Genomic DNA, 21431 nt, shown 5'->3' with positions numbered 1-21431 from the left:
CCTATATGTGTATAGCTGGCGGTTTATCAGGTGAGGCGAGTGGCCATGGTCTCGCTTGGAAAAGCTCATGTTGCACAAGTATGTAAATATACGTACGGAAGCATAGTTGCGAGTGGGGAGGGGCAAGGGCCTGGAATAGCAGGTTGAGAAGTTGCACTAATTTGTATTGTCGTGGTGCATAAGAAACAGAAAATTGTTTTTATTTGTTGCTCTCCCCACAAATTAGCTTTTGTGCCGGTTTGGCTCCGCTTAAGATCCGTCTCGTCGCGTGGCTTTGTATGATGTCTGTGGGAAGACAAGTCTCGGATGTGAGTTATGTCCGAGGTTGATAAGAAGTCTGAATGTATAAAAGAGGTAGTTGAGTTACCTATGGGGCATAGATGAAGCAAGATGACGTCAACCAGAAAGCTATCGGTGTGCTCAACAGGAATACCCTAGCAGTGGTGGTCGAGGCCAAGATGCGCGTGTACCGGGTGCAGTGGACCGCTTGCCAGGATCCATTTTTCTATAACGACAGCCCGTACTCTGATTCAAGGTGGGCACATAACGCGCGAGCAATCGGTGTCGGTTACGCAGGCTGCTCGGATGCACTTGCAGTATTGGAGGTATTTCAGCATGGGAAAGCAGGTGAGGGCACGCCTGTGCTACGTTCAGAGGTTGATGCGCATTCCTTGATCCATTTTAAAACGGCGCGGCTCTTGAAGCTGGTGGATGCAGGGGAGTTGATCCGCAGGATGGGGTTTCGGCCAGGCCTTTTGATTGATCTGAAGGGGCAAGGTAGCGAAGGATATGCATTTACTCAAGCGGTGAGCACCGCTTGCTGTGAGTACAGTGTAGAGATTGATGGGGTTTTGTATCCATCCAGCGTATACCAGCCAACCGGTAATCCTCGCGCTGGTACAAATGTGGTGCTATTCGCCGGTCGGCCGAGGCAGTTGATCCCGGTAAGCTCAACGCCGCTCCCCAAGGTGATTCTGGAGGATGGGAGAACCGTGTACGAACTCCTGGAAGATGCACAGGTAGACCTGGAATAAGTGATAGCGTTGATCTGTGAATAAAATCTTATTTGCCCATTTCCAGCCGGTTCTTGTAATCGCGCACAATGACATTAAGGGCGTCCGGGTTATCGATCAGCGCGTAACGTGGTTGTGGGTTTTCTTTCTCGCCAATGTTTGAGAAATCCATGGTTTGTGCCAGAAACTTGATGAGAACGTTGATTTGAGTCTCGTTGGCTGGATCAAGTTCCAGAGCGGAAAGCAGCTGTTTGATTGACGGTTTGACCTTGCTGTCGGCCAGCTGAAACTCGGGAAAGAATTTTCGGCGGTTATGAGAGTAGGCGATGACATGCCCGGCCTTGATTTTTTTACTCAAAGCTTGTTTCGTTACGCCAAGAATATCCGCTACTACGCCGGCCTCGAGCAGTGCGCAACTATTACGCAGCCGTTCGAATGAGCGCATTTGCATGCGGGTAGCGGCCAGCTGGTTGCGAGCTTCTGTGCTCAAGGCTTGCTTTGGCGCAGCCAGCACCAGGTTAAGCGCGTGTCTACCTCGGCATGAGGCAGCCTCGAAGATAATTTCTGCTGGCAGATCTTCAAAAAGCGCCTCCAACTGAGCGTGGACCGCCGCCTTGGCAGCTTCAAGCGTTTGAATGGATGGGTTCTTGACGGGTGCCATGCTGGCCATAACAGCCTCCTCGTTGGCTACAGTTGCTGCATGTCCAAACAGTGCAAAAATTGAAATGCCCCACGCGGACGATCCTAAAAGAAGCCTCTTCACTCGTCAACCAGTAAACCCGGCAACCTATCAACTGGCGTGGTTGTTCCGATACCACCATTCACGTTCATATTTGGCATCCCACACGTTCAACCGTTATCGTGCGGCTATCACCGTCGTCGGTACCCTGCCCATGCCATCTACACCCGCACCCTTCCTCGCCCCCAACGACACCGCTGTGCTCTTCGATGGCGTATGCAAACTGTGCAATGGCTGGGCGCGGTTTCTGATCCGCCATGATCGCGCCCGCCACATCAAGCTGGCCAGCGTGCAGTCGCCGGAAGGCCAGGCGTTGCTGGCCTGGGCCGGGTTGCCCTTGGACAGGTTCGACACTTTGGCAGTGATCGAGAACGGTGAGGTGTACGTACGCACCGACGCGATAATGCGCATTCTTGCCCGGCTACCGATGCCGTGGCCGCTGCTGCGGCTGGCACGGGTGATCCCAGCTCCGGTGCGCGACTGGGCCTACGGCCGCGTTGCACGTAACCGCTACCGCTTGTTCGGCCGCCACGATCAGTGCCTGCTGCCGAGCGCTGACCACGCCGATCGCTTCATCAAGGCGCAGCCCTGAGGTGCAGGCGACGATCACACAGCTGGCACGCATCGCTTGGGTGGCGAGGGCGGGGTTGGCCTTCATGTTCTTCTACCATGGGCTGGTTCCCAAACTGCTGACGCTCAGCGCGGGGGAGCGGCTGATGATTACCGCTCATGGATTCCAGAACCCAGAGCAGATAGCACGGCTCAGCGGCTTGGCGGAAATCGCCATGGCGGTGTGGCTGTTGTCGCCCTGGTATAGGCGCGGTTCGCTGGTTATCGCCGCGACGGCGCTGGCCGGGCTGCTGGCGGACGTGGCAATGATCACGCCCCACCTGCTGGCCGAGGCATTCAACCCGGTATCGCTGAACCTGGCGGGCCTGGCACTGTGCGCGGTGGCATGGTTGGCCGAAGCGCCGGTGCCGCGGGCACATCCGGCTTGAGCCCACCCATCGCCATTGCCGATGCCTGCCATGGCGATACGCGATTTTTCACCCGCGCGGTTGCCGCCTAGGGTGTGCTCCGCCGCACTGTCGCGGCGCCACTCAAGGCCTGCCCTGTCATGACCGCCCAAGCGATTACCCTGCAAGACGAACTGCTCGCGCTGGAAAGCGAGCGCGCCCGCGCGTTGATGGAAGAAGACCACGAGAGCATCGCGCGCCTGTTTGGCGATGAACTGGTGTACGTGCACACCACCGGGCTTGTGCAGAACAAGGCCCAATACCAGGCGTATGCCCGCGAGGCCGTGCGTTACCTGGCCGTTGAACGTGGTGCGTTGCAAGTGCGCGTGCTGGCAGAGGGTGTGGCATTGATGACCGGCCCGCAGGTGAACCTGCTGCAAAAACGCAGTGGCGGCGAACCTATTCAGGCCGAGCCAATCTGCGCAGAAGGTTTCGTTACCCAGGTATGGCAGCGCAACCCTGAGGGCTGGCAGATCGTGGCCTTCCATGGCACACGCGCCAGCGCCTGAACCCGGCTACAGCAGCGGCTGCGCCCGGCTCACCGGTGCCATGGGCTGGATCAGCTGGAACTGCTGGCGGTATTGATCGGTAACCTGGCTGGCCTGGCTGCTGTTGCCGATCAGCCTTGGCGTGATCAGCACCAGCAACTCCGAGCGGCCTCGGCTGCGGCTGGTATTGCCGAACAGCCAGTTCAACCCGGGGATGCGCGCCAGGTACGGCACACTGCTGTCGGTCTGGCTTTCGCTTTGTTGGATCAAGCCGCCTAGCAGCACCGTCTGCCCGCTCTGCACCGCCACCTGCGTACTCACTGCCCGGGTAGAAATCGACGGGTTGCCATTGGCGTCCGTGGTATCGCTGGCGTCGCTCACCTGCTGCTGGATGTCCATGTACACCAGCCCACCCGGGTTGATCCGCGGCACCACGTCGAGGATCACCCCCGTTTGCACGTACTCCACGCTGCTGTAGGTAGATTCGCTGGTGGTGGTCACGGAGGTTTGGGTGATGGGAATGTTGGCGCCGACCTGGATCTGCGCCTGCTGGTTGTTCAGCACCACCAACGAAGGCGCCGACAGCACACGGGTGTTGCCATTGGTCTCCAAGGCATGCAGCGCGATCTGCAAGTTGCTGCTCACAAAGGAGTAATAGAGCGCGTCGGTCGCGCCCAGCGCCGCGCCGCCCTGGCCCAGGCCACCGCCGCTGCCCGAGGTGTTCTCCACCCCGCTGGTGCTGGAATTGCCCGCCAGCTTGCCCAGGTACCATTGCACCCCCAGGCTCAGGTCGCCCGTAAGGCTGACCTCCAGAATGCGGGTTTCGATCTGCACCTGCATGGGTGGGTTGTCCAGGCGCTTGATGGCGGACTGGATCTCATCCCATTGCGAAGGGCGCGCACGGATAATCAGCTGGTTACTGCTTTTCTGCGCGGTAATGCGCACGCCGGACTCATTGGCCGTATTCGCCCCGTTGCTGGATTCGTTGTTGTCCTCGGAGGTTTTGCGGGTAGTGTCGGTGCCGGCATTGCTAAGGCCTGAAGACATGCCAGTGTTGCCCTGGTTGCCCAAACCCTGGCTGCTCCCGGTGAGGTTACTGCTGCCCGCCAAACTGCCCGTGCCCGTGCGGCTGCCGCTGGACAGTGTGGTGGTGCGCAGCCCCGGCGCCACCTGGGCTTCAGCCTCTTCGGTCACCGCCTCGTTGCCGTACAGCTGGCGCAGGTAGCGGGAGAGGTCGGTGGCTTTCATGTTGCGCACGTCATACACGTACATCTGCGGCTCGTTGCCGCCGCCGCGGTCGATGGTTTCTATCCAGCGCCGTACTTCGTTGAGGTACTCGGGCTGGGGCGAAATGGCCACGATGGCGTTGGTGCGTTCGATCGGCAGAAACCGCAGCATGCCCGCCAGCGGAGTGCCGCTGTCAGGCCCGAACAACCGTTGCAATTCAGGCATCAGCTCGGTCACGTTGGCCCGCTGCAAGCCGAATACCGCGATGGACATACCCTTGAGCCAGTTCACGTCGAAAGTGTTGATGGTGCGTTCATAGTTGGCCAGCTCTTCAGCGGTGCCGGCCAGCGCCAGTACGTTACGGGCGGGGTCTACCAACAGGAAGGCGCCGTCTCGTGCAAACGGCTTGAGCAGCTTCTCCATCTCGGTCGCGGAAATGTAATCGAGCGTGAACAACCGCGCGGTGAGCCCCGCGCCCGGTGCCGGCATGCCCATGGCTGGCACCAGGCGACCGGCAACGGCCTGGCTCGCCGGCACCACGTTATACCGGTTGCCGTCGCGTACCAGCGCGTTGCCTGTCCACGACAGCAGGGTTTCGAGAATCGGCAGGGCTTCGCGCCGGGGCACCGGCCGGGCGGTGGAAAAGGTCACATCGCCCTTTACCCCATCGGCAACGGTGTAGTTCTGTTGCAGCAAGTCCCCAAGAATACTGTTGATCACCCCGCGAATCGGCTGCTCGTTGAAGTTGAAGGCCACGCTGGGCTCTCCCGCCGCCTCGGGGGCATTGGCTGGCGCGGGTGTTGGCGCGATGAAGCGGGCGCTGCCCCGCACCATCTGGCTGTCGGTGGCGGGGCGCTGCGACGTTTCCACGGTGCCGGGCATATTGGGCGACGGCGGTGTAGGCAATGGGCGCTGGCTTCCGGTGCCTTCCAGGCCTTCGCGCATCATGCTGTTGTCCGAAGGTAGCTGGGAGGCCGGTGAAACACAGCCGGCGAGCAGCACGGCGGCAACGCAGGCAAGAGGGTAACGCGGTGTCACGATAGGGTTGCTCCTGGCAGAAGCGGCAATCGCGCCGCCTTCTAGATCGAATCCATTGGGTAGGTGCCGCACTCAAGGGCGCCCCGGTGCAGGGCGCAGGCGCAGCCGCTGCTGCTGGCCTTCAAGCACGAACAGCGCTTCGGTGGGGTCGAGCCGCTCAAGCGTCCAGCCATTGGCCAGGGCCTTGCCTTGGGCCACTGATACCTCCTTGCCGCTGGCGTCGCGAAGCAGGGCGACGCGCAGGGTGTCGGTCACCAGGCTGCCGGTAAGGACCATGCCTTGCAGCGATGCCGGTGTTGTGTCGCCGAGTGGTCTCACGTCTGGCTGCCGCCCAGGGCTGAACAATGGGTGCTCCCAGGTGTTGGCGAGCGCCTGTAACGGCGGTGCTGCTGGCGCCGCGTCGCTGACGAGCGGCTCAGGCAGGTCATTGGCCAGGGGTGGCAGCCAGGTAAGGTCCCGGCCCAGGCCGAGCACCTGAGCGACGATCGTAGCCATGAGCACGCCAATCAACGCGAGTAGCCAAGGCCTGAAGCGCAGATGATCGACACGGGTCATAGCGCCTCCTCACGGCCGGCATTCGGGCTGGCCTGAGTGTGTGCAAAGCCACTGACCGTCAGCTGCACCTCCAGCCGCGCTCCGGGTCCGTCCGCGGCTTGCGCGGGGCGTTCGATCCGCAATTGGCTCACGAACAACGCCGGCGTGCCGGTTTCCAGGTCGTACACAATGGCTTCAATCGGTTCGATGGCGCACGTGAGGTTGAAGCTGGCTTGTACCTGCGGGTAAGGCCCGGCGCCAGGCGTGTCCGTGAGCGGCGTACGGTTGAGCAACTCGCAGCCAGCGCCGTCGCCTTGATGTTGTGCTATCACCTCCGCCCCTCGTTGCAGCAATGCCGCCGAAGCGCCGCTGGCATCGTCGCCGGGCAACAGGCCGTTTTCGCTCACGTCCCCCGGCTGCATCGCGGCTACCTGGGCCTGTAGCGCTTCACGCTGGCCAAGCAAGGCTACATAACGGCGTTGAGCCTGGCGCACGTCGGCCATCTGCTCGCTGATCGCCTGATGGGGCGCCACCAGCCACGGCTCTACCGCGCCCCAATAGATGAGCGCCATTGCTACGCCCAGCAGCAGCACGGCGCTGACGCGTTGTTCAAGGAGTGTCAGAGGTCGGCGCATCGGGGTGCTCCTCCTTGCGCAAGTGAGCGAGCAGATAGAAACGCTCCCCGCCCGTGGTTTCATCGGGCTGGATCACCCCTTGGAACTGCGCCCCGGTCACGCTGGGGCACCCTTTGAGCTCGGCGATGAGGTTGCCGGCGTGCGGGCTTTGCCCACCTAGTGTGAGCTGGCCGTCGGGTTCCAGGCTGAACTGGCCGAGCCAGGTGTCGGCGGGCAGGCAGTGGGTGAGTTCGCTCAATACCTGGCTGATGAGCGGAGTGCCCTGGCGGCGTTCGGCCAGGTAACGGGTGGCGCCCTGGCCGTTCTGCAGCTGCTGGCGCAGCTGTTGTACGGTGCTGGCTTCGTTGCGCAGGCGCGCCACTTCGTCCTGCATGGCGGCAAGCGCGGCAGCGCGGTTGTACAGCCACAGCTGCAAGGCAACCACGCTCAGGCACAGTATCAGCAGGCCTAGCACAGCATTGAGCCGCCGCGTGCGGTGGTGGCCGGGTGGCCGGCGTTCGAGTGGCAACAGGTTCAGCCCCATCCCGGCGTTCCCCGAGGGCGCGGCCACATCGACTGCCTGGGGCCGCACGCCTTGCCCGGCCAGGGTGTCGAGCAGCGCGTCGAGGCGCTCGCGCTGGGCCACGCCCAGCACCACGGTGGCCGGCTCCCGCGCCTTGCCCGGCAGGCGTTTGAAGCCGTAATACACCTGATCGGCACGGAAGGGCGTGTGGCGGTCCATTTCGTAGCCGATGGCGTCGGCCAGGTTTGGCGCGGCAGCGGGCGGGAAGGTGAGTGTTCTCACCAGTGCCTGACGCGGCTCGAGCAGCAATACACAGATATTGTCAGCGGGCATTCCCGAGACACAGGGCACCCAGCCCGCTTCGCCGTGGCGCCACAGGCAATCCTGCCGCCAGCACACCAGCGGTGCTTCATCGTTGCGGGCAAGCCAGCCACGCAGGCCAGGGGGCAGGCAACCGGCAAGCTGTTCGCCCCACCACGCGAAAAATCGCGGGAAGACCGACGCTTGCCACTGCTGATGCAGCGCCAGACGCGCCGGGCGCAGGGCTTTGGTCAAGTGAGTTTGAAAGGAAGTCATGGCTGCCAACGCAACAGGCGATACGCGTGCGTGCCGCCGTCCAGGGTCAATAGAAAGGTAGCGCTGAGCGTGGCCCGCCCCCCGCTGTTCAGCTGGGCTTCGCTGGTCACGCTCAGCACCGGGCCAGGGTCCACCTCGTCGGCCATCGCCACCAGGCTCTGCCCCAGCGCCTGGCGCACCGGCGCCGAGGCCAGCGCGGCGACCGGTTCGTCATAGCCGCTCCACACGGTGATGTAGGGCAGCAAACGCTCGAACAGCTCGCTGCTCATGCCTGGCAGCTGCATCGCTTCCTCGAGTACTCGCAGCGGCGTGACCTCGGCATCGGCCTGGCGCGCCCGAAGGGCCGTTGCCAGTTGGCCGGCTTCGGGGCCACTGGCGCCGAGGATGCGGGCCAATCGCGCGCACAGCTCGGGCGACGAACTGTTGAGGTCCACCTTGCCCATGTCGCTGTTTACCCGAACCGTGAGCTGGCTGTCCCCAATCGGCTGGGCATAAGGCTGGCCGTCGGCGCGCCAGCGCTGCTCCCGTTGCGGATCGCTCAGGTGCATCACCGCCAGGGCCAGCCCCGCCTCGGCCACCAGGTCGGCGCGGGTTTGCTGTAGCTGGTGCAGGCTTTGCCGGTTTTCCAGGCGCACCGTGGTGATGATCTGCAGCATCAACAGGCTTAGCAGCGCGAGGGCCCAGAGCGTAAGCAGCAAGGCGACGCCACGCTGGCGAAGGTCACGTCCCGGCGTGGTCATGGGGTGGCCACCAAGGGGCTTTGTTGCTGCAGGCGCAGCGCGACCTGCAACGGTGGCCAGGCGATCGGCCCCGGGCTTTTGAGGGTTATGCCGATCGCCAGGGGCAGGCGCTCCGGCCAAGGCCAGCGAGGCAACCAATCGGTGAGCCGGCCGTGGGCATCAAGCCCGCGGTAGCTGAAACGCAGCCCCTGCACCTGGCTCAGCAACCGCTGTGGCTCGCCCCAGGGCCGACGGCTCGTGGGCCCGGTGAGCTGAGTAAACTGCACTTCAAGCCACGGCTCCGCCTCCCGGTTGCCCAAGCCCAGCGTTTGCAGGTAAAGCCCACCGCCCAGATGCGCCGGCAGGCTCGACACGTAGCGCATCTCGCTGGCTTCACCGTGGAACACCGCGGCGGCGCCCGAGGCCTGCATGTCGATCGGCAAAGCCACGATTTGCTGGAGTTCGCGCCGCAGGAATTGCTGGGCGGCACGCACTTCATCCAGCCTTTGGGTAAAGCGTTCGGTGCCAGCAACGGTCTTGCGTGTAGCGGTGAGTGCCGTACCTATCAATACCAACAGGATCGCCATCAGGCTGATCGCCAGTAACACCTCGATCAAGGTAAACCCCCGGGCCAGGCGGCTCATGCGCCGCGTCCCGCCATGCCCTGCACCCGCAAAGTACTGAAGCGCTCCACGTGCCCCCCCAGTTCCAGCGTGAGGTTGAGCCGGAACAGCCGCACCCTCGCGTGGCCACCCACTGGTGCAATGTTCAGCTGCCAGGCCACCCCGTCCTCAAGCCGACCCTGCTGCTGGCCCGGTTGCAACGGGCCGTCCAGGGACGCATCCAGCACCGTGTGAGCAGCCAGTGCCAGGCGAGTAGCGCGCTGGTCCTTGAACAAGGCATGGGTGGCCTGCCCGATACCGCCCATTACCACAAAAAAAGTGACCGCGAGCAGGGCCAGTGCCGCCAGCACTTCCAGCAGGGTGAAGCCCCGTTGGCGCACGCCGTTCATGGCTGAACCTCCTGCCAGCGCACATCGCCGGTAAGCCAGGCCACGTCCACTCGCCATGCCCGGCCGTCCCGCTCGAGCCGTACGTTGCCGCCGGTGCTGCTGCCGTCGGGGTAGAACTGGATCGAACCCTGCTGGCCCAGGCGCAGCGCAGCGGCGGTGGTCAGGCGCAGGGCCATGCGCGGGGGCAGGGCGTGCGCCGGTTGGCCGGGTGCCTGATACCGTCGCCCGGCCACATCGAATTCCACTCGGGTGGGTTGGCCATCGGTAATCGCCTGGGCCCTCGCCGCGCGCAGGGCCAGGCTGAGGTCGCGGCTCGTTTCCCGGGCGCGCAGGCTGTCCAGCCCCTTGCTCAGGGAAAACGACACCACGCTCAGGGCCACCGCCACCAGTACGATCACCACGATCATTTCCAGCAGCGTGAAGCCCCCCTGGCGGCCCATACACCGTTACTCCCAGTTGCCCAGGTCGGCGTTATAGCCATCGCCGCCGGGTTGGCCGTCCTGGCCGTAGAAAATCAGGTCAAAGGGCCCATGTTGCCCCGGCGCGCGATAGCCGAAGGCATGGCCGAAGGGATCTTGCAGGTCTGAAGGCTTGGCATAGGGGCCGTTCCAATTGCGGGCATCGGCGGGGCGCGTGGTCAGCTGCTGCAGGGCTTTGGGCGGCGCCCCGGCGTCCAGCGCGTAGGTTTCGATCTTCATGCCCAGGCTGGCGAGCTGCGCCTTGCCAGCACCGTATTTGCCTTTGTCCACGTTGCCGCCCACCTGGCGCACCACGATCGTGGCCACGATACCGAGCAGCACGATCACCGCGAGCATTTCCAGCAGGGTGAAGCCGCGCTGGTGGCGGGAGAGGGGGTTAGGGGGCAGTGTTCTCATACCGGTAGCAGCCTTTTAGATATTACTGGTGAGGCTCATCAGCGGAAGCATGATGGCCAGCATGATGAAGGCGACCAGCACGGCCATGACGATGGTCAGGCTGGGCACCAGGGCAGCGAGCAGGCGGTCGATGCTGCGTTTGGCCTCGCGGTCGAAGACATCGGCGACCTTGATCAGGAGGGTGTCCAGTTGCCCGGATTCCTCCCCCACCTGCACCATTTGCAGCGCGAGCGGCGGCAACAGCCGGCTGTGTTCAAGCGAGGCGGCCAGCGGCGCGCCGTCCTTCACCCGGTCGGCCGCCGCGGCCACGGCCCCACGCAAGGCCTGGTTGGTGCACACGTCGTGGCCGATGGCCAAGGCAGCCAGCAACGGCACGCCGTTGTGCAGCAACGTCCCCAGGGTGCGCGCCAGCCGCGCGGTCTCCAGCCGCTGCAGCAGCGGGCCGGCCAACTTCAGCCGCAACAGGTTCCTGTCCCAGCGCAGCCGCCGCGTCGGCTCGGCCAGGCGCGCGCGCAGCCACCACAGCGCGGCCACACCGGTTACCAGCGCCGCCAGGCCGTAATCGGAAAACCCCTGGCCCAGCCACAGCACGCTTTGGGTGAGCACCGGCACCGGAACGCCCAGGTCCGCGAAAATGGGTACGAATTGCGGCACCACATACGCCATCAACAAGGCCAGCGACCCCAGTACGCCCACCACGAGGAACGCCGGGTAGATCAACGCATTGATCACCTCGCCCCGCAGCGCCTGCGCCCGTTCCAGGTACGCTGCCAGTTGAGTGAGCGTGGCCGCGAGCGAACCGCCCGCTTCGCCCGCGCGGACCATGCTCACGTACAGCACCGAAAACTGCTCGGGGTGTTGTCCCAATGCGGACGACAACGGTTTGCCGGCCTTCACATGCTCACGCACCCGCTCCAGCAAGGCGCCCACCCGAGCGTCCGCTGGGTTGGTGAGCAGGATGTTGAGTGCACGGTCCAGGGGCTGGCCGGCGTCCAGCAAGGTGGCCAGTTGCTGGGTGAACTGCGCCACCGCGGCGGCGGAAAGCGGCGGGCGGGTGAACCAGGCGCGCCAGCCCTGGCCGGCCAGTGACCCCTCGGCAGTAGGCACCAGTTGCAGCACCAGCAGGTTGCGGCCATGCAGCTGGCTCGCCGCCGCGTGCTCGTCGGTGGCTTCGAGCAGGCCTTGAGAGGCGATGCCATCGGCGTCCAGCGCCTTGTAGCGATAGCGGGTCATGTCAGTCCCCCCGCGTCACACGTAATACTTCTTCGAGGGTGGTCACTCCGGCCAGCGCCTGGCGCAGCCCGTCCTCGTAGAGCGTGACCATCCCTCGTTCGCGGGCGGCCTGCTCCAGCGTGGCGGCATCGGCGCGGCGCATGAGCAGGCTGCGCAGGGTGTCGTCGAGCACCAGCAGCTCGCTGATCGCACTGCGCCCCCGGTAGCCATCGGTCCCGGCAAGCCCGCCGCGTGGGCGGTACAAGCGTATGGGCCGCGCCTCGGTGTAGCGCTCCAGCTGGTAGTCGGCGATCACCTCGGGCAGGGGCTCGTAGGCTTCGCGCAGGTCGGGGTCCAGCCGGCGCACCAGCCGTTGCGCCAGGATGCCGTTGAGGGTGGAGGCGAGCAGGTAATCCTCCATGCCCATGTCCAGCAGCCGGGTGATGCTGCCCGCCGCGCTGTTGGTGTGCAGTGTGGACAGCACGAGGTGCCCGGTAAGGGCAGACTGGATGGCGATGGCACAGGTTTCCAGGTCGCGCATTTCACCGATCATGATCACGTCCGGGTCCTGCCGCACAATAGCCCGCAGGGCACCGGCGAAGCCCAGGCCAATGCTGGGCTTGACCTGGATCTGGTTGATGCCTTCGAGCTGGTACTCCACCGGGTCTTCCACGGTGATGATCTTGCGCTCGGCGGTGTTCAGCCGGGCCAGGGCGGTGTACAGCGTGGTGGTTTTGCCCGAGCCGGTGGGCCCGGTCACCAGCACGATGCCATGGGGCCGTTCGAGTACCGGCAGGAAGTTCTCAAGTGCCTGGCCGGCGAACCCCAGGCTGGCGAAGTCGAAGCGCACCGAGGCGCGATCCAGCAGGCGCATCACCACCGACTCGCCGAAGCTGGTGGGCACCGTCGACACCCGCAGGTCCAGTTCCTTGCCCTGTATGCGCAGCATGATCCGCCCGTCCTGGGGCAGCCTGCGCTCGGCAATGTCCAGCCGCGCCATGATCTTCACCCGCGAAATCACCGCGGCGGTGGAGCGGGGCGGCGGCGCTTCGGATTCCTGCAGCAGGCCGTCGACGCGGTAACGCACCTTGAGGTGGTTTTCGAACGGTTCGATGTGAATGTCCGACGCGCGCAGCTCTACCGCGCGTTCGATGATCAGGTTCACCAAGCGGATGACCGGCGCTTCGGAGGCAAGGTCCTTCAGGTGTTCGATGTCGTCCAGCGACTGGGCGTCGTTGCCCATGCCTTGGGCAATGGCGCCCATGGCCGAGCGGCCCTGGCCGTAATAGCGTTCGATCATGGCCTGGATGTCGCCACGCAAGCCGATGGACACCCGTACCGGGCAGTCACAGGCGTAGGCGACGGCGTCGAGCGGGTAAGGGTCCGCCGGGTTTGCCAGCACGACGTGCAAGGTGCCGTCCGGGTCCTTGCTTACCGGCACCAGCTGGAACTGTTCGAGGAACCGCAACGGCAGGGATGGCAGTGCTTCTGGCGGCGCTGGCGATTGTTCGGCATCGACCAGGGGCACATTGAGCAGGCTGGCCCAGGCGTGCGCCAGGTCCCGCTCGGCTACCAGCCCCAGGCGCAGCAGGAATGCCGTAAAGGCTTCGGTGGGTGGCGAAGCGGTGTCGGCGCCAATGTACAAGCGGCGCGCGCGCTCATGGTCCACGGCCTTGAGTTGGCCCGCCGCCACCAGATAGTCGCAGAGTGCCCGCTCAGCGGCCTCTCCCTGTAACGCCGGCATCGGCTCACACACCGGCGCCATTTGCCCACCGCCTGCCTTCTTGGCTTCGGTTGCCTGCATCATGCGTCCCCTCGTAGCGCAAGGCGCGCAGGGAAGCGGCAAGCGCCCCCCTGTCGCTACGTCCTGTTCAGGCTCGTGGTCTCAGTCGTGCCGTGAATCGCCACGCGAATCGTTTTTCGCAACCTTGAGCATCCATGCGATCAGCTCGCTGTTGTCGTAGTTACCGGCGTGAGGCTGGTTCCAGGCGATCTGGTAGTTCACGCCCGCTCCCCGGTTCTGCAACACGGTGGCAAGGTTGAGGCTGACGAACGGTGAGGAATCACGGTCATAGGAGCCCACACGGATCCGCCAGTGCCGCGCCACTTCGCTGGAGCCATAGGCCTGCGCAGCGTAGGGGTTGACGTCAAGGCCGGTATTACGAGGGCTTTTCACAATGTAGTACATGGGGTTCATCATCGCCGCCCACTTGGCCACTGCGTCTTTCACCACAAAGCCTTTCACGCTGGTGTAACCGGTGGCGCCCTTGAGCCCGGCCTTGGCGATGGCGTCGCCCAGGTTCTCGTCAAAGTGGTTCCAGCCCTTGGCCACCGTTACATCGTTGCTGAGCACCGTGGGGTCGGTGTTGAAGGCGTCCATCTCGCCGGTAACGCTGGCAAAGCCATTGTCGAAGGCGCCCACCGGCTTCATCCGGTTCATGAACAGCATGAGGTTTTTCCAGCTGGTAAGGGTCGCGGTACGGGTAGATGCGTTCCAGCTGATGAAGTCTTTGGGCGCCAGGCCCGACGCCAGGCCGTTCATGGTGGCCGCGGTGCTCATGTAGGTTTGCCCGGCGCTGTTGAGGCTGCCGTCGCCGTTCACATAACCGTTCTGCAGAATGAACCGGGTGGCCGAGTCGCCCAGCACGCTGTACACGTAGTTGCGATAGCTACCGCCGCGTACCGCGTCCGGGCTGTAGCTGTTGAGCTTGAGCGGCGCGCCGGTGCGCGGGTGCTTGAGGTCCAGGCCGTTGAGGTAGGGCACGTACTGGTTGGCCATCACTGTGGACAGCGCCTGGTCGTTGGCACTCAGGTTAAGGGTGCCGCCGCTGGGATGGGCCACGGTAATACCAGTGCCGTTGAAGTAGTACTCATAAGCGGCGTTGGCGTTGTCCAGGTCAGTGATGGGGCAGTAGGGCGCCACGCCGAAGACCGCGTCGCTTTCCTGGGCGGCGCCAAGTTCGTTCAGGTAATTCTTGTACAACGGGCTGTCGCCGGTTGCGCCCACCAGGGAGCTGTAGGCGCCGCCGCCGCTGGTGCCGCTGATGATGATCTTTTCGGCGTTGCCCAGCATCGCCTTGTCGTTGTGCTTGAGGTAGCGCACCGCGGCCTTGAGGTCCACGATCGCCGAAGGCCCATCGCCCACTTCGGTGGTCACGCCGTCGATCACTAACGTGGAGTTGCGCCCCCGGCCTGCGGCGGAAGCCACCACAATGCCCTTGGCCAGGGCCATGGCCGCCGCGCGGTTGGCGCCGGTTTCATCGGCGGTAGTCACATCAGCGGGGGTGAGCAGGTCCAGCTGCATATAGCCGCCGGTATTGAGCGGCATGAAGATGGGCGAGGCCTGAGTCGCGTTGGACGGAATGTAGATCGTCATCACTTGCTGGGCGGGGTCGTTGGGCTTGGCCACGTACGTCACGGTGTAGGCGGTGTACGTTACGGTTTGCCCGAATACCGTTACCGATCCTGCTGTACCGCCCGTGCTGGAATCGAACTTCAAGGTATCGTCACTGTTTTTGCCGCTGGCGTGGGCGGCGGTGCCCAGGGCGGCCGTCAATGCAAGGCACAAGGCGGCGCGAGCGAAAGGCTTGGCTGCGGTGTTCATTCGCATGGTCATATCCTTTGAAGAGTTAGTTGTTTTTATCGTCCAACGGAAGTTCAGGCGAAGCGGTGAGGCGTGAGGGCAAAGCCTCGCTGCTCAACGTGCGTAGCCCAGGGTTACCTTGGTGTTGCTGTTGTGAGGTAAGCCCGTGGTGGCCCAGGGTGGGCCGTTGTGCAAACAATGCCGGAGTGCGGCCGGCGCGCTTGAATATAGGTGGGAGGGTTTTGGCGGGGTAATGCCTTTGAAGTGCAAAAGGTATGCGTTTTGTTTATTTGAATGTATCAACAGGGAAATAAAAAACCGGCATAAGTGCCGGCTTTTTGATATCAGGCTATTCGAGAGTTGATATCAGGGCTGCACGCCTTCTGCCAATCCCTTCAAGTAATCGCTGAACCCACCCTGCGCTCGGCAATCGAAGCGGGCGCTGGTGATCACCCGGTTCAGATGTGTCCACACGATGCGGGCACCACTGCGCTCGAGGTCTTCGATCAGGTGCACGTCTTCGTGGGCGCTGAGTGGGCGGAAGCCCCCGACGCGGCGGTAAGCCTTGGCGCATACGCCCAGGTTGGCGCCGTGAATGTGCCGATGGCCGTCGCGGTCCTGATAATTGGCCATGTACCGAGCTTGCACGCCGGCGGAGTGGCCGCTCCAGTCTTCAACATGCACCGTTCCGCACACAGCCTCTGCGCCGAATTTCAGCTGGTTGCACAGCCAGTCTTCGCCCACCAGGCTGTCGGCGTCGGTGCAGGCCAGCCAGCGCGCACCGCGGCCAAGCAGGTAACTGGCCCCTACGCTGCGGGCATGGCCCACATTACGGCTGTTCACGCTCAGGGTCTGCACGCCCAGTGCTGTGGCGATGGCATGCGAACCGTCGGTGCAAGCATCCAGTACAGCAAGTATTTCCACCTCTTCCCCGGCAAGCTCAGGATGCCTGGCTGCCTTGAGTACGGAGCTCAGGCAGGCCCCCAACAGCTTCTCTTCGTTATGAACCGGGACCAGAACGCCGATCATTCGACCACCTCGCTTAAATCGAAGCCAACCGGCTGGTGGCCCCAGAGTTCCAGAATGAAGTCTTTCTCAAGATGGTGAATCAGGGGCTCAAGTTCCAGCTTCCGCGCCAGTATTTGATGTACACCATGACCGTCCATCCGGCAGCCCTCGATCGGGTGCAGCCAATGGCAGGCCAATACGCAACCGCCAGCCGCCAGGCTCTTGCCTGCCCGGGTAGCCACTTGCTCCCAGGCTTCGGAGGTCAGGTAGTAGCCTACTTCGCTCAGCACGATGAGGTCGAACTCGCCGCAAGGCCAGTCATCGGGCAGCGAACACTGGCGTACCTCCACCCCCTCGATGCCGGCCAGCCGTTCTTGCGCCAGGGCCACGGCTTGGGCGTTGAGGTCGGTGCACAGCAGTTGGTCGCAGCGCTGGGCCAGCTCCGCGCTCAGCTCTCCGTTCGAACAGCCCGGCTCGAAGCCACGGCGGTAACGCTGGCGGGGAAGGCAGGCGAGCGTGAGGTCGCGCTTGCGTTTCTCGTACCAGCGGCGGCGGTAGGCCCAAGGGTCCGGGTCGCCGTCGTACAGGTTATTGAAGTAGCCTTCCGGGTCGGTCATAGGAACACCACCTCGTAGGGTTGCAGCCATCGCCGAAGGGCTTCTTCGCTCAATACAGGGTCGGCGCCGGTGGTGGGGTCACGATGGAGCTGGCTCTGATGCGCATGAAGCGCCGCCTGTTTGCGTGCCAGCCATTGCGGCGTGAGTGTCAGGCGGCGAGCCCGCTCCCATGGAAGGCGGTCATCCTCGGGTGTAGCCCAATGCCAGGCCCATACAGGGATTTCGCGCAATTGGGCACCCGCGTCGGCAGTGGCGGCCAGGCAGGCGCGGGCAACGGCTTCGTGGTCGCAGTGGCCGTCCAGCCTCCAGGTGGTAAATACGAGGTCAGTGGGCCGCAGCAGCGCTCTCAGCGTGGCGGCGAGGCCGGCCTCGTCGTTGCCCACCTGGCTGTCAGGTGCATGCAGGCGCTGCCAGGCCAACCGCTCCGGCGCCAGGCCGAGCGCGCGCAAGGCCGCCTCGCTTTCAGCGTAACGGGCCTCACGCAAACGCTCTGGCGGCCAGTCGAGGGAGCCAGGGTGGCTCCCTTCGCCATCGGTCACGGACACTAGCAGCAATTCCTGCTCGCGCTCTGTCAGCGCCGCCAGCAAGCCACCACAGGCGATCACTTCGTCGTCCGGGTGAGGCGCCACCACCACCACCCGGTGGCCCGGTGGGGCCAGTTCATCGAGGCTGATGGCCGGCACTGCGGCCAGGCGATGCGAGCCTTGCCAGGCCGCCAATGGCGTGCCCGCAGTCTGTATCAGGTTTGGCGCGTCCGTCATAGGTGCCAATCTCCGGCCTGGGAAGGGTGGCGGGTCAAGGCCCCAAGGTCGGCAAGGTCACGCTCGGCATGGCTTTGGCGCACGAATACAGGAAGGTCGGCGGCGAGCCGGGCAAAGTGGCGGTCGCGACAGAAGGGGGTAGCGCCCAAGGCGCGGCCCACGTGGTGCAGCACCTGCTCAACGGTGTGTTCAACCTGGGCGCGCACCCGCCGCACCGGCAGTTCAGCGTTACGGGTGGGGTGGGCGTCTATCCAATGCGCGCACTCGCGCAGGCTGGCGGCGGCCATGGACAAGCTGGCATCCACGGCGCCCAGATGGGCCAGCGCATGGGGGTCGGTTTTGCTGCCATCGCGCAGGTATTCGCTCAGGCGGGCGGCGGCGCCATACCAGCAGGCGGCAATGCCGGCGCCGCCTTGCCAGAAGCCCGGCCGCTGGAGGTAACCGTCACCGGCGCAAATCACCTGCGCCACGGCGCCATCGAAGCGCACGTCCAGGCTGGCCGTGGCCGCCATACCAACTGCCTGCCAGGCGCCGTCGATGATCTCGATCCCGGGTTGGCGCAAATGGACCGCGGCCAGCCAGGGCTCGTCGTTGGCGCCCCACACGGTGACCACTGCATGATCGACCTGCGCCGCCCCTGAGCACCAGGCTTTGGTGCCATGCAAGCGCAATTGGCCATCGCTCATACGCTCTGCGCGCACCCGTGCATTGGGCGGTTCGGAAGCCCACACAGCCCACAAACCCTCGCCTGGGGCGTGCTGGGGCGCCAACTCGGCGAGGATCGCCAGCGCGTCGGTATGCCCCTCGTAAAACTTCACCAGTGAGAGGTCGATGGCCGCGACCTGTGCCAAGGCGCGCCAGCGCTGCAGGGTGTTGCCTCCACCGGGCAATGGCAGGCGGTCCTTCCCTGCGGCGATCAGGTCCCGCAGGTACTGCTCGATATCCAGGTCGGCGCTGGCAACCGGTTCGCCCGTAAGGCGAGCAGTACCTTGGCCCAGGTAAGCGGCTGCTGTGCTCATCAAAATTGTCCCGTCGCTGCGTTTTGTATAGGAGTTGCACAAGCGCAACGGGTTCAGCACATTTCATCGGCCCGCGTGCCTTCTGTCAGAAGCCTTGGCGGGCCTGGCCAGCCGTCGGCACGGTATCGCTTTCATCCAACTTACGGCCCGTTGCCGGGTCGATGTGGGAACAGCCATCAGCGAACGAGGACTACGGCCATGAGCGTGGACGAAAGCAAGATCCGAGACCGTGCGTACGAACTCTGGGAGCGCGAAGGCCGCCCGGAAGGCGCGGCGCATTCGCATTGGAAGCAGGCCAGCGACGAGCTGGAATCGGAAGCGAGCGATACCAGCAACGCCGATACACTGGACGATGCGTCCGGTGGGGTGGAAAGTGGCGTGGCGCAGCCGATGCCCAAGCCTGAAGCCTGATTGCCGGCGGGTAGGCAGGCCGAGCCGGTTCAGCGCAGTCAGCGTCAAGGGTCGGTAGGTAGGGGCGCCGTAGCTTGTGCCGGGGCATCGCTTTCCAAGGGGCGCGTCGGCACGGCAAGGCGGTGCTCCAGCCAGGCCACGGCGCGCACTACCAGGAAATTCAGCACCAGATAAATAGCCGCGGCGCAGGCGAACACCTCAAGGGTGCGGTAGCTGCGCTGGATGATCTGCTGGGCAACGCCAGTGACGTCCCACACGGTCACCAGGCTGGCCAGTGCCGTAGATTTGACCAGCAGAATGGCCTCTGTGGAGTATGCCGGCAGCGCCTGGCGCAAGGTGATGGGGGCAATGATCCGGCGCAGCAGCTGCCAACGAGAGAGCCCGATGGCCAGGCCTGCTTCGATCTGCCCTTGAGGCACGCTCAACAGGCCACCGCGGATGATCTCGGCGGTGTACCCTGCGGTACACAAGGCCAGCGAGAGCACGGCGCAGGCATAGGGCGAACGCAGTACCACCCAGGCGAAGCTCTGGCGCACCTCGGGGAACTGCCCCAGGCCGTAGTAAATCAGAAACATCTGCACCAGCAATGGGGTGCCGCGGAACAGCGCGATATACCCACGCGCGGGGTAACTCAACCAAAGGCGCCGGTTCACCCGCAAGGCCACTACCCCAAGCGAAAGGCACAAACCTAGCACGAGCGACGCGAAGAACAACCCGAGCGTGGTGGGCAGCGCCCCCATCAGCTTGAGCAGGGTGCTACCCAAAAATTCGAAGTCGATCACCACAGGCCCTCAGGAGTGCATCGCATTGGTACGGCGGGTGCGGCGCACGCGGGCTTCGGCGGCGGCGAACACACGGCCCGACAGCCACGTGAGCGCCAGATACCCCAGGCCGCCCACGATGTAAAAGGTGAAGTACTGGCGCGTCGAGCCCGCCGCCACCTGGCTGGCGCGCATCAGCTCCACCAGCCCGATCACCGATATCAGTGCCGAATCCTTCAGGCTCATCTGCCACACGTTGCCCAACCCAGGCAGGGCAAAGCGCAACACCTGCGGGATCAGTACCCGGCGCAGGCGCAGGGCAGGGGACATGCCAATCGCGCTGGCCGCTTCGAGTTCGCCCTTGGGTACCGCCAGGTACGCGCCCCGGTACACCTCGGCCTGGTACGACCCGGAAATCAGCCCCACCGCCAGCGCGCCCACCGCAAAGGGCGGCACGTCGATGTAGCCACCGCCGCCGAACCAGTGGGTAACTGCCGAGACCATGGTGGCGCCGCCGAAGTAGAACAGGTAGATCACCAACAATTCCGGAATGCCGCGAAACAGCACGGAATACAGCTCTCCCAGCCAGCGCAGTGCCCGCCGCGATGACAACTTGGCCATGGCCACCAGGGCGCCGGCCACTGCGCCGATCAACAGCGCTACAGCGGTGAGCACCAGGGTCATTCCCGCCGCTTGAAGCAGCGTCGGCCCCCAGCCGTGTTCACTGAAGCCCAGCAGCTCCACAAGCGCCATGCGGGTGTCTCCTTCGTGGTCGGGCAAGGGCCATTACGGGGTGAGGTCCACCTTGAACCACTTCTCGCTCAGGCGCTTGACCGTGCCATCGGCGATGGCGTCCTTGAGGGCGGCGTCGAAGCGGGCCTTGAGGTCGGTGTCCGCCTTGCGAAAGCCCAACGCCTCGCCTTCGCCCCAGATGGGCCCGGCGATCTCCGGCCCGGTATACGCCAGGCCTTTGTTATCGGGCTTTTCCAGGGTGGCGTTGAGGAAGGTCACGTCGTCGAATACCGCGTCGATGCGGCCGGCGTTCAGGTCCAGGATCGCGTCCGCCGAGGTGCTGTACTCGCGCACCGTGGCCACGTCCTTGAAGTACTCGTCGATGAACGGCGTGTACACCGTGCCGGAGGCAATGCCGATGGTTTTACCGTCCAATGCCTTGCGCAGGGCCTCGACGGCCGGCTTGATCTGAGCAGGGTCATTGGCCAGGGTGATGGCGCCTTCCTTGCCAGGCGTGCCGGGCAGCAGCTTGGCGTCCATGGCCGCGAAGCTCGCTGGCGTGCGGGCATAAGGGGTGGAGAAGGCCATCACCTGCTTGCGCTCTTCGGTGATCACGATCGCATCCATCAACACGTCGAACTTGCCGGCGTTGAGGCTGGCGATCATCCCGTCCCAGTTCTGCACCTTCAGCACGCATTCCAGCTTCATGCGCTGGCACAGCACCTCCATCAGTTCAGGCTCGAAGCCGCTCACCTTTCCGCCCGGCAGGGTGAGGTTCCACGGCTCGTAGCTGCCTTCGGTGGCGATGTTCACGCGGCTCCAGTCCTTGGCGTTGGCCGTACCGGTTGCCAGCAGGCAGGCCGCAAGCAGCCCCATGGCCCAGCGTTTATCGCTCTCTCGCATCGTTGCGTTCCTGTGTGGGTGATGAGTAACCGCGCCCCGTTTCGACACAT

Annotated in this window: 25 protein-coding genes; 5 read left to right on the top strand and 20 right to left on the bottom strand. The window is 64.1% G+C overall.

Annotation, left to right across the window (positions count from 1 at the left end):
• Positions 1-380: 380 nt before the first annotated feature.
• Complete coding sequence (locus tag G7016_RS07365; protein ID WP_181112300.1) at positions 381-1034, top strand: RES family NAD+ phosphorylase; 654 nt, start codon at positions 381-383, stop codon at positions 1032-1034.
• 28 nt (positions 1035-1062) lie between these two features.
• Here the strand turns inward: G7016_RS07365 and G7016_RS07360 are convergent, their stop codons facing one another.
• Positions 1063-1683 (bottom strand): hypothetical protein, encoded by a 621-nt coding sequence (locus tag G7016_RS07360; RefSeq protein ID WP_181112298.1) that lies wholly within the window; start codon positions 1681-1683, stop codon positions 1063-1065.
• Between the two features lie 223 nt (positions 1684-1906).
• Between G7016_RS07360 and G7016_RS07355 the strand changes: the two genes are divergently transcribed.
• The 3 genes from G7016_RS07355 to G7016_RS07345 all read left to right on the top strand — a co-directional run bounded on the left by G7016_RS07355 (position 1907) and on the right by G7016_RS07345 (position 3277).
• Positions 1907-2344 (top strand): thiol-disulfide oxidoreductase DCC family protein, encoded by a 438-nt coding sequence (locus tag G7016_RS07355; protein WP_181112296.1) that lies wholly within the window; start codon positions 1907-1909, stop codon positions 2342-2344.
• 64 nt (positions 2345-2408) lie between these two features.
• Positions 2409-2750 carry a DoxX-like family protein gene (locus G7016_RS07350; RefSeq protein ID WP_219854560.1) on the top strand — a complete coding sequence of 114 codons (342 nt, stop codon included), beginning with the start codon at positions 2409-2411 and terminating at the stop codon, positions 2748-2750.
• A gap of 119 nt (positions 2751-2869) precedes the next feature.
• Positions 2870-3277: a nuclear transport factor 2 family protein gene (locus G7016_RS07345; RefSeq protein ID WP_181112294.1), complete on the top strand. Its 408-nt coding sequence runs from the start codon at positions 2870-2872 to the stop codon at positions 3275-3277.
• Between the two features lie 6 nt (positions 3278-3283).
• On the opposite strand, the gene gspD is transcribed toward G7016_RS07345, so the two are convergent.
• From gspD to G7016_RS07265, 16 genes are all read right to left on the bottom strand, one after another.
• Positions 3284-5524: a type II secretion system secretin GspD gene (gspD, locus tag G7016_RS07340; protein WP_308812149.1), complete on the bottom strand. Its 2241-nt coding sequence runs from the start codon at positions 5522-5524 to the stop codon at positions 3284-3286.
• 69 nt (positions 5525-5593) lie between these two features.
• Positions 5594-6076 carry a general secretion pathway protein GspN gene (locus tag G7016_RS07335; RefSeq protein ID WP_181112290.1) on the bottom strand — a complete coding sequence of 161 codons (483 nt, stop codon included), beginning with the start codon at positions 6074-6076 and terminating at the stop codon, positions 5594-5596.
• Complete coding sequence (gene gspM / locus G7016_RS07330) at positions 6073-6690, bottom strand: type II secretion system protein GspM (protein WP_181112288.1); 618 nt, start codon at positions 6688-6690, stop codon at positions 6073-6075. The genes G7016_RS07335 and gspM overlap by 4 nt, the downstream gene beginning before the upstream one ends.
• Positions 6665-7768: a PilN domain-containing protein gene (locus G7016_RS07325; protein ID WP_181112286.1), complete on the bottom strand. Its 1104-nt coding sequence runs from the start codon at positions 7766-7768 to the stop codon at positions 6665-6667. Before G7016_RS07325 ends, gspM begins: the two co-directional genes overlap by 26 nt.
• On the bottom strand, positions 7765-8508 hold the full coding sequence (locus G7016_RS07320; RefSeq protein WP_181112283.1) for a type II secretion system protein GspK: 744 nt from the start codon (positions 8506-8508) through the stop codon (positions 7765-7767). Before G7016_RS07320 ends, G7016_RS07325 begins: the two co-directional genes overlap by 4 nt.
• Positions 8505-9131, bottom strand: a complete 627-nt coding sequence (locus G7016_RS07315; RefSeq protein WP_181112281.1) for a prepilin-type N-terminal cleavage/methylation domain-containing protein — start codon at positions 9129-9131, stop codon at positions 8505-8507. The genes G7016_RS07320 and G7016_RS07315 overlap by 4 nt, the downstream gene beginning before the upstream one ends.
• Positions 9128-9499 (bottom strand): prepilin-type N-terminal cleavage/methylation domain-containing protein, encoded by a 372-nt coding sequence (locus tag G7016_RS07310; RefSeq protein ID WP_181112279.1) that lies wholly within the window; start codon positions 9497-9499, stop codon positions 9128-9130. Before G7016_RS07310 ends, G7016_RS07315 begins: the two co-directional genes overlap by 4 nt.
• Positions 9496-9939, bottom strand: a complete 444-nt coding sequence (locus G7016_RS07305; protein WP_181112277.1) for a GspH/FimT family pseudopilin — start codon at positions 9937-9939, stop codon at positions 9496-9498. The genes G7016_RS07310 and G7016_RS07305 overlap by 4 nt, the downstream gene beginning before the upstream one ends.
• Before the next feature lie 6 nt (positions 9940-9945).
• Positions 9946-10374 carry a type II secretion system major pseudopilin GspG gene (gene gspG / locus G7016_RS07300; RefSeq protein WP_181112275.1) on the bottom strand — a complete coding sequence of 143 codons (429 nt, stop codon included), beginning with the start codon at positions 10372-10374 and terminating at the stop codon, positions 9946-9948.
• Positions 10375-10389: 15 nt separating this feature from the next.
• A complete protein-coding gene (gspF, locus tag G7016_RS07295; RefSeq protein WP_181112273.1) occupies positions 10390-11607 on the bottom strand; it encodes a type II secretion system inner membrane protein GspF in 1218 nt (405 codons plus the stop codon).
• 1 nt (position 11608) lies between these two features.
• Positions 11609-13351 carry a type II secretion system ATPase GspE gene (gene gspE, locus G7016_RS07290; protein WP_181113074.1) on the bottom strand — a complete coding sequence of 581 codons (1743 nt, stop codon included), beginning with the start codon at positions 13349-13351 and terminating at the stop codon, positions 11609-11611.
• A 120-nt stretch (positions 13352-13471) separates the two neighbouring features.
• Positions 13472-15196: a subtype B tannase gene (locus G7016_RS07285; RefSeq protein ID WP_181112271.1), complete on the bottom strand. Its 1725-nt coding sequence runs from the start codon at positions 15194-15196 to the stop codon at positions 13472-13474.
• A gap of 339 nt (positions 15197-15535) precedes the next feature.
• On the bottom strand, positions 15536-16198 hold the full coding sequence (locus G7016_RS07280; RefSeq protein ID WP_181112269.1) for a glycosyltransferase: 663 nt from the start codon (positions 16196-16198) through the stop codon (positions 15536-15538).
• Entirely contained in the window at positions 16195-16794 is a 600-nt protein-coding gene (locus G7016_RS07275) for a methyltransferase domain-containing protein (RefSeq protein ID WP_181112267.1), read from the bottom strand. Before G7016_RS07275 ends, G7016_RS07280 begins: the two co-directional genes overlap by 4 nt.
• Complete coding sequence (locus G7016_RS07270; protein WP_181112265.1) at positions 16791-17555, bottom strand: PIG-L deacetylase family protein; 765 nt, start codon at positions 17553-17555, stop codon at positions 16791-16793. Before G7016_RS07270 ends, G7016_RS07275 begins: the two co-directional genes overlap by 4 nt.
• Positions 17552-18574, bottom strand: coding sequence for an acyl-CoA dehydrogenase family protein (locus tag G7016_RS07265; protein WP_181112263.1), 1023 nt, complete (start codon positions 18572-18574; stop codon positions 17552-17554). Before G7016_RS07265 ends, G7016_RS07270 begins: the two co-directional genes overlap by 4 nt.
• 198 nt (positions 18575-18772) lie before the next feature.
• On the opposite strand from G7016_RS07265, the gene G7016_RS07260 reads away from it, so the two are divergent.
• On the top strand, positions 18773-18985 hold the full coding sequence (locus G7016_RS07260; RefSeq protein ID WP_181112261.1) for a DUF2934 domain-containing protein: 213 nt from the start codon (positions 18773-18775) through the stop codon (positions 18983-18985).
• Positions 18986-19029: 44 nt separating this feature from the next.
• Here the strand turns inward: G7016_RS07260 and G7016_RS07255 are convergent, their stop codons facing one another.
• The 3 genes from G7016_RS07255 to G7016_RS07245 are packed head-to-tail and all read right to left on the bottom strand — an operon-like array spanning position 19030 to position 21381.
• A complete protein-coding gene (locus G7016_RS07255) occupies positions 19030-19767 on the bottom strand; it encodes an ABC transporter permease (RefSeq protein ID WP_181112259.1) in 738 nt (245 codons plus the stop codon).
• A gap of 9 nt (positions 19768-19776) precedes the next feature.
• Positions 19777-20499, bottom strand: a complete 723-nt coding sequence (locus G7016_RS07250; RefSeq protein WP_181112257.1) for an ABC transporter permease — start codon at positions 20497-20499, stop codon at positions 19777-19779.
• Between the two features lie 33 nt (positions 20500-20532).
• Complete coding sequence (locus G7016_RS07245) at positions 20533-21381, bottom strand: transporter substrate-binding domain-containing protein (protein ID WP_181112255.1); 849 nt, start codon at positions 21379-21381, stop codon at positions 20533-20535.
• Between the last annotated feature and the right edge of the window lie 50 nt (positions 21382-21431).

The organism is Pseudomonas japonica, from assembly GCF_013522925.1.
In the GTDB taxonomy this organism is placed as follows: domain Bacteria; phylum Pseudomonadota; class Gammaproteobacteria; order Pseudomonadales; family Pseudomonadaceae; genus Aquipseudomonas; species Aquipseudomonas japonica_A.
Note: the sequence above shows the minus strand (reverse complement) of the source record. Positions and strands in the feature narration are given on the sequence as shown.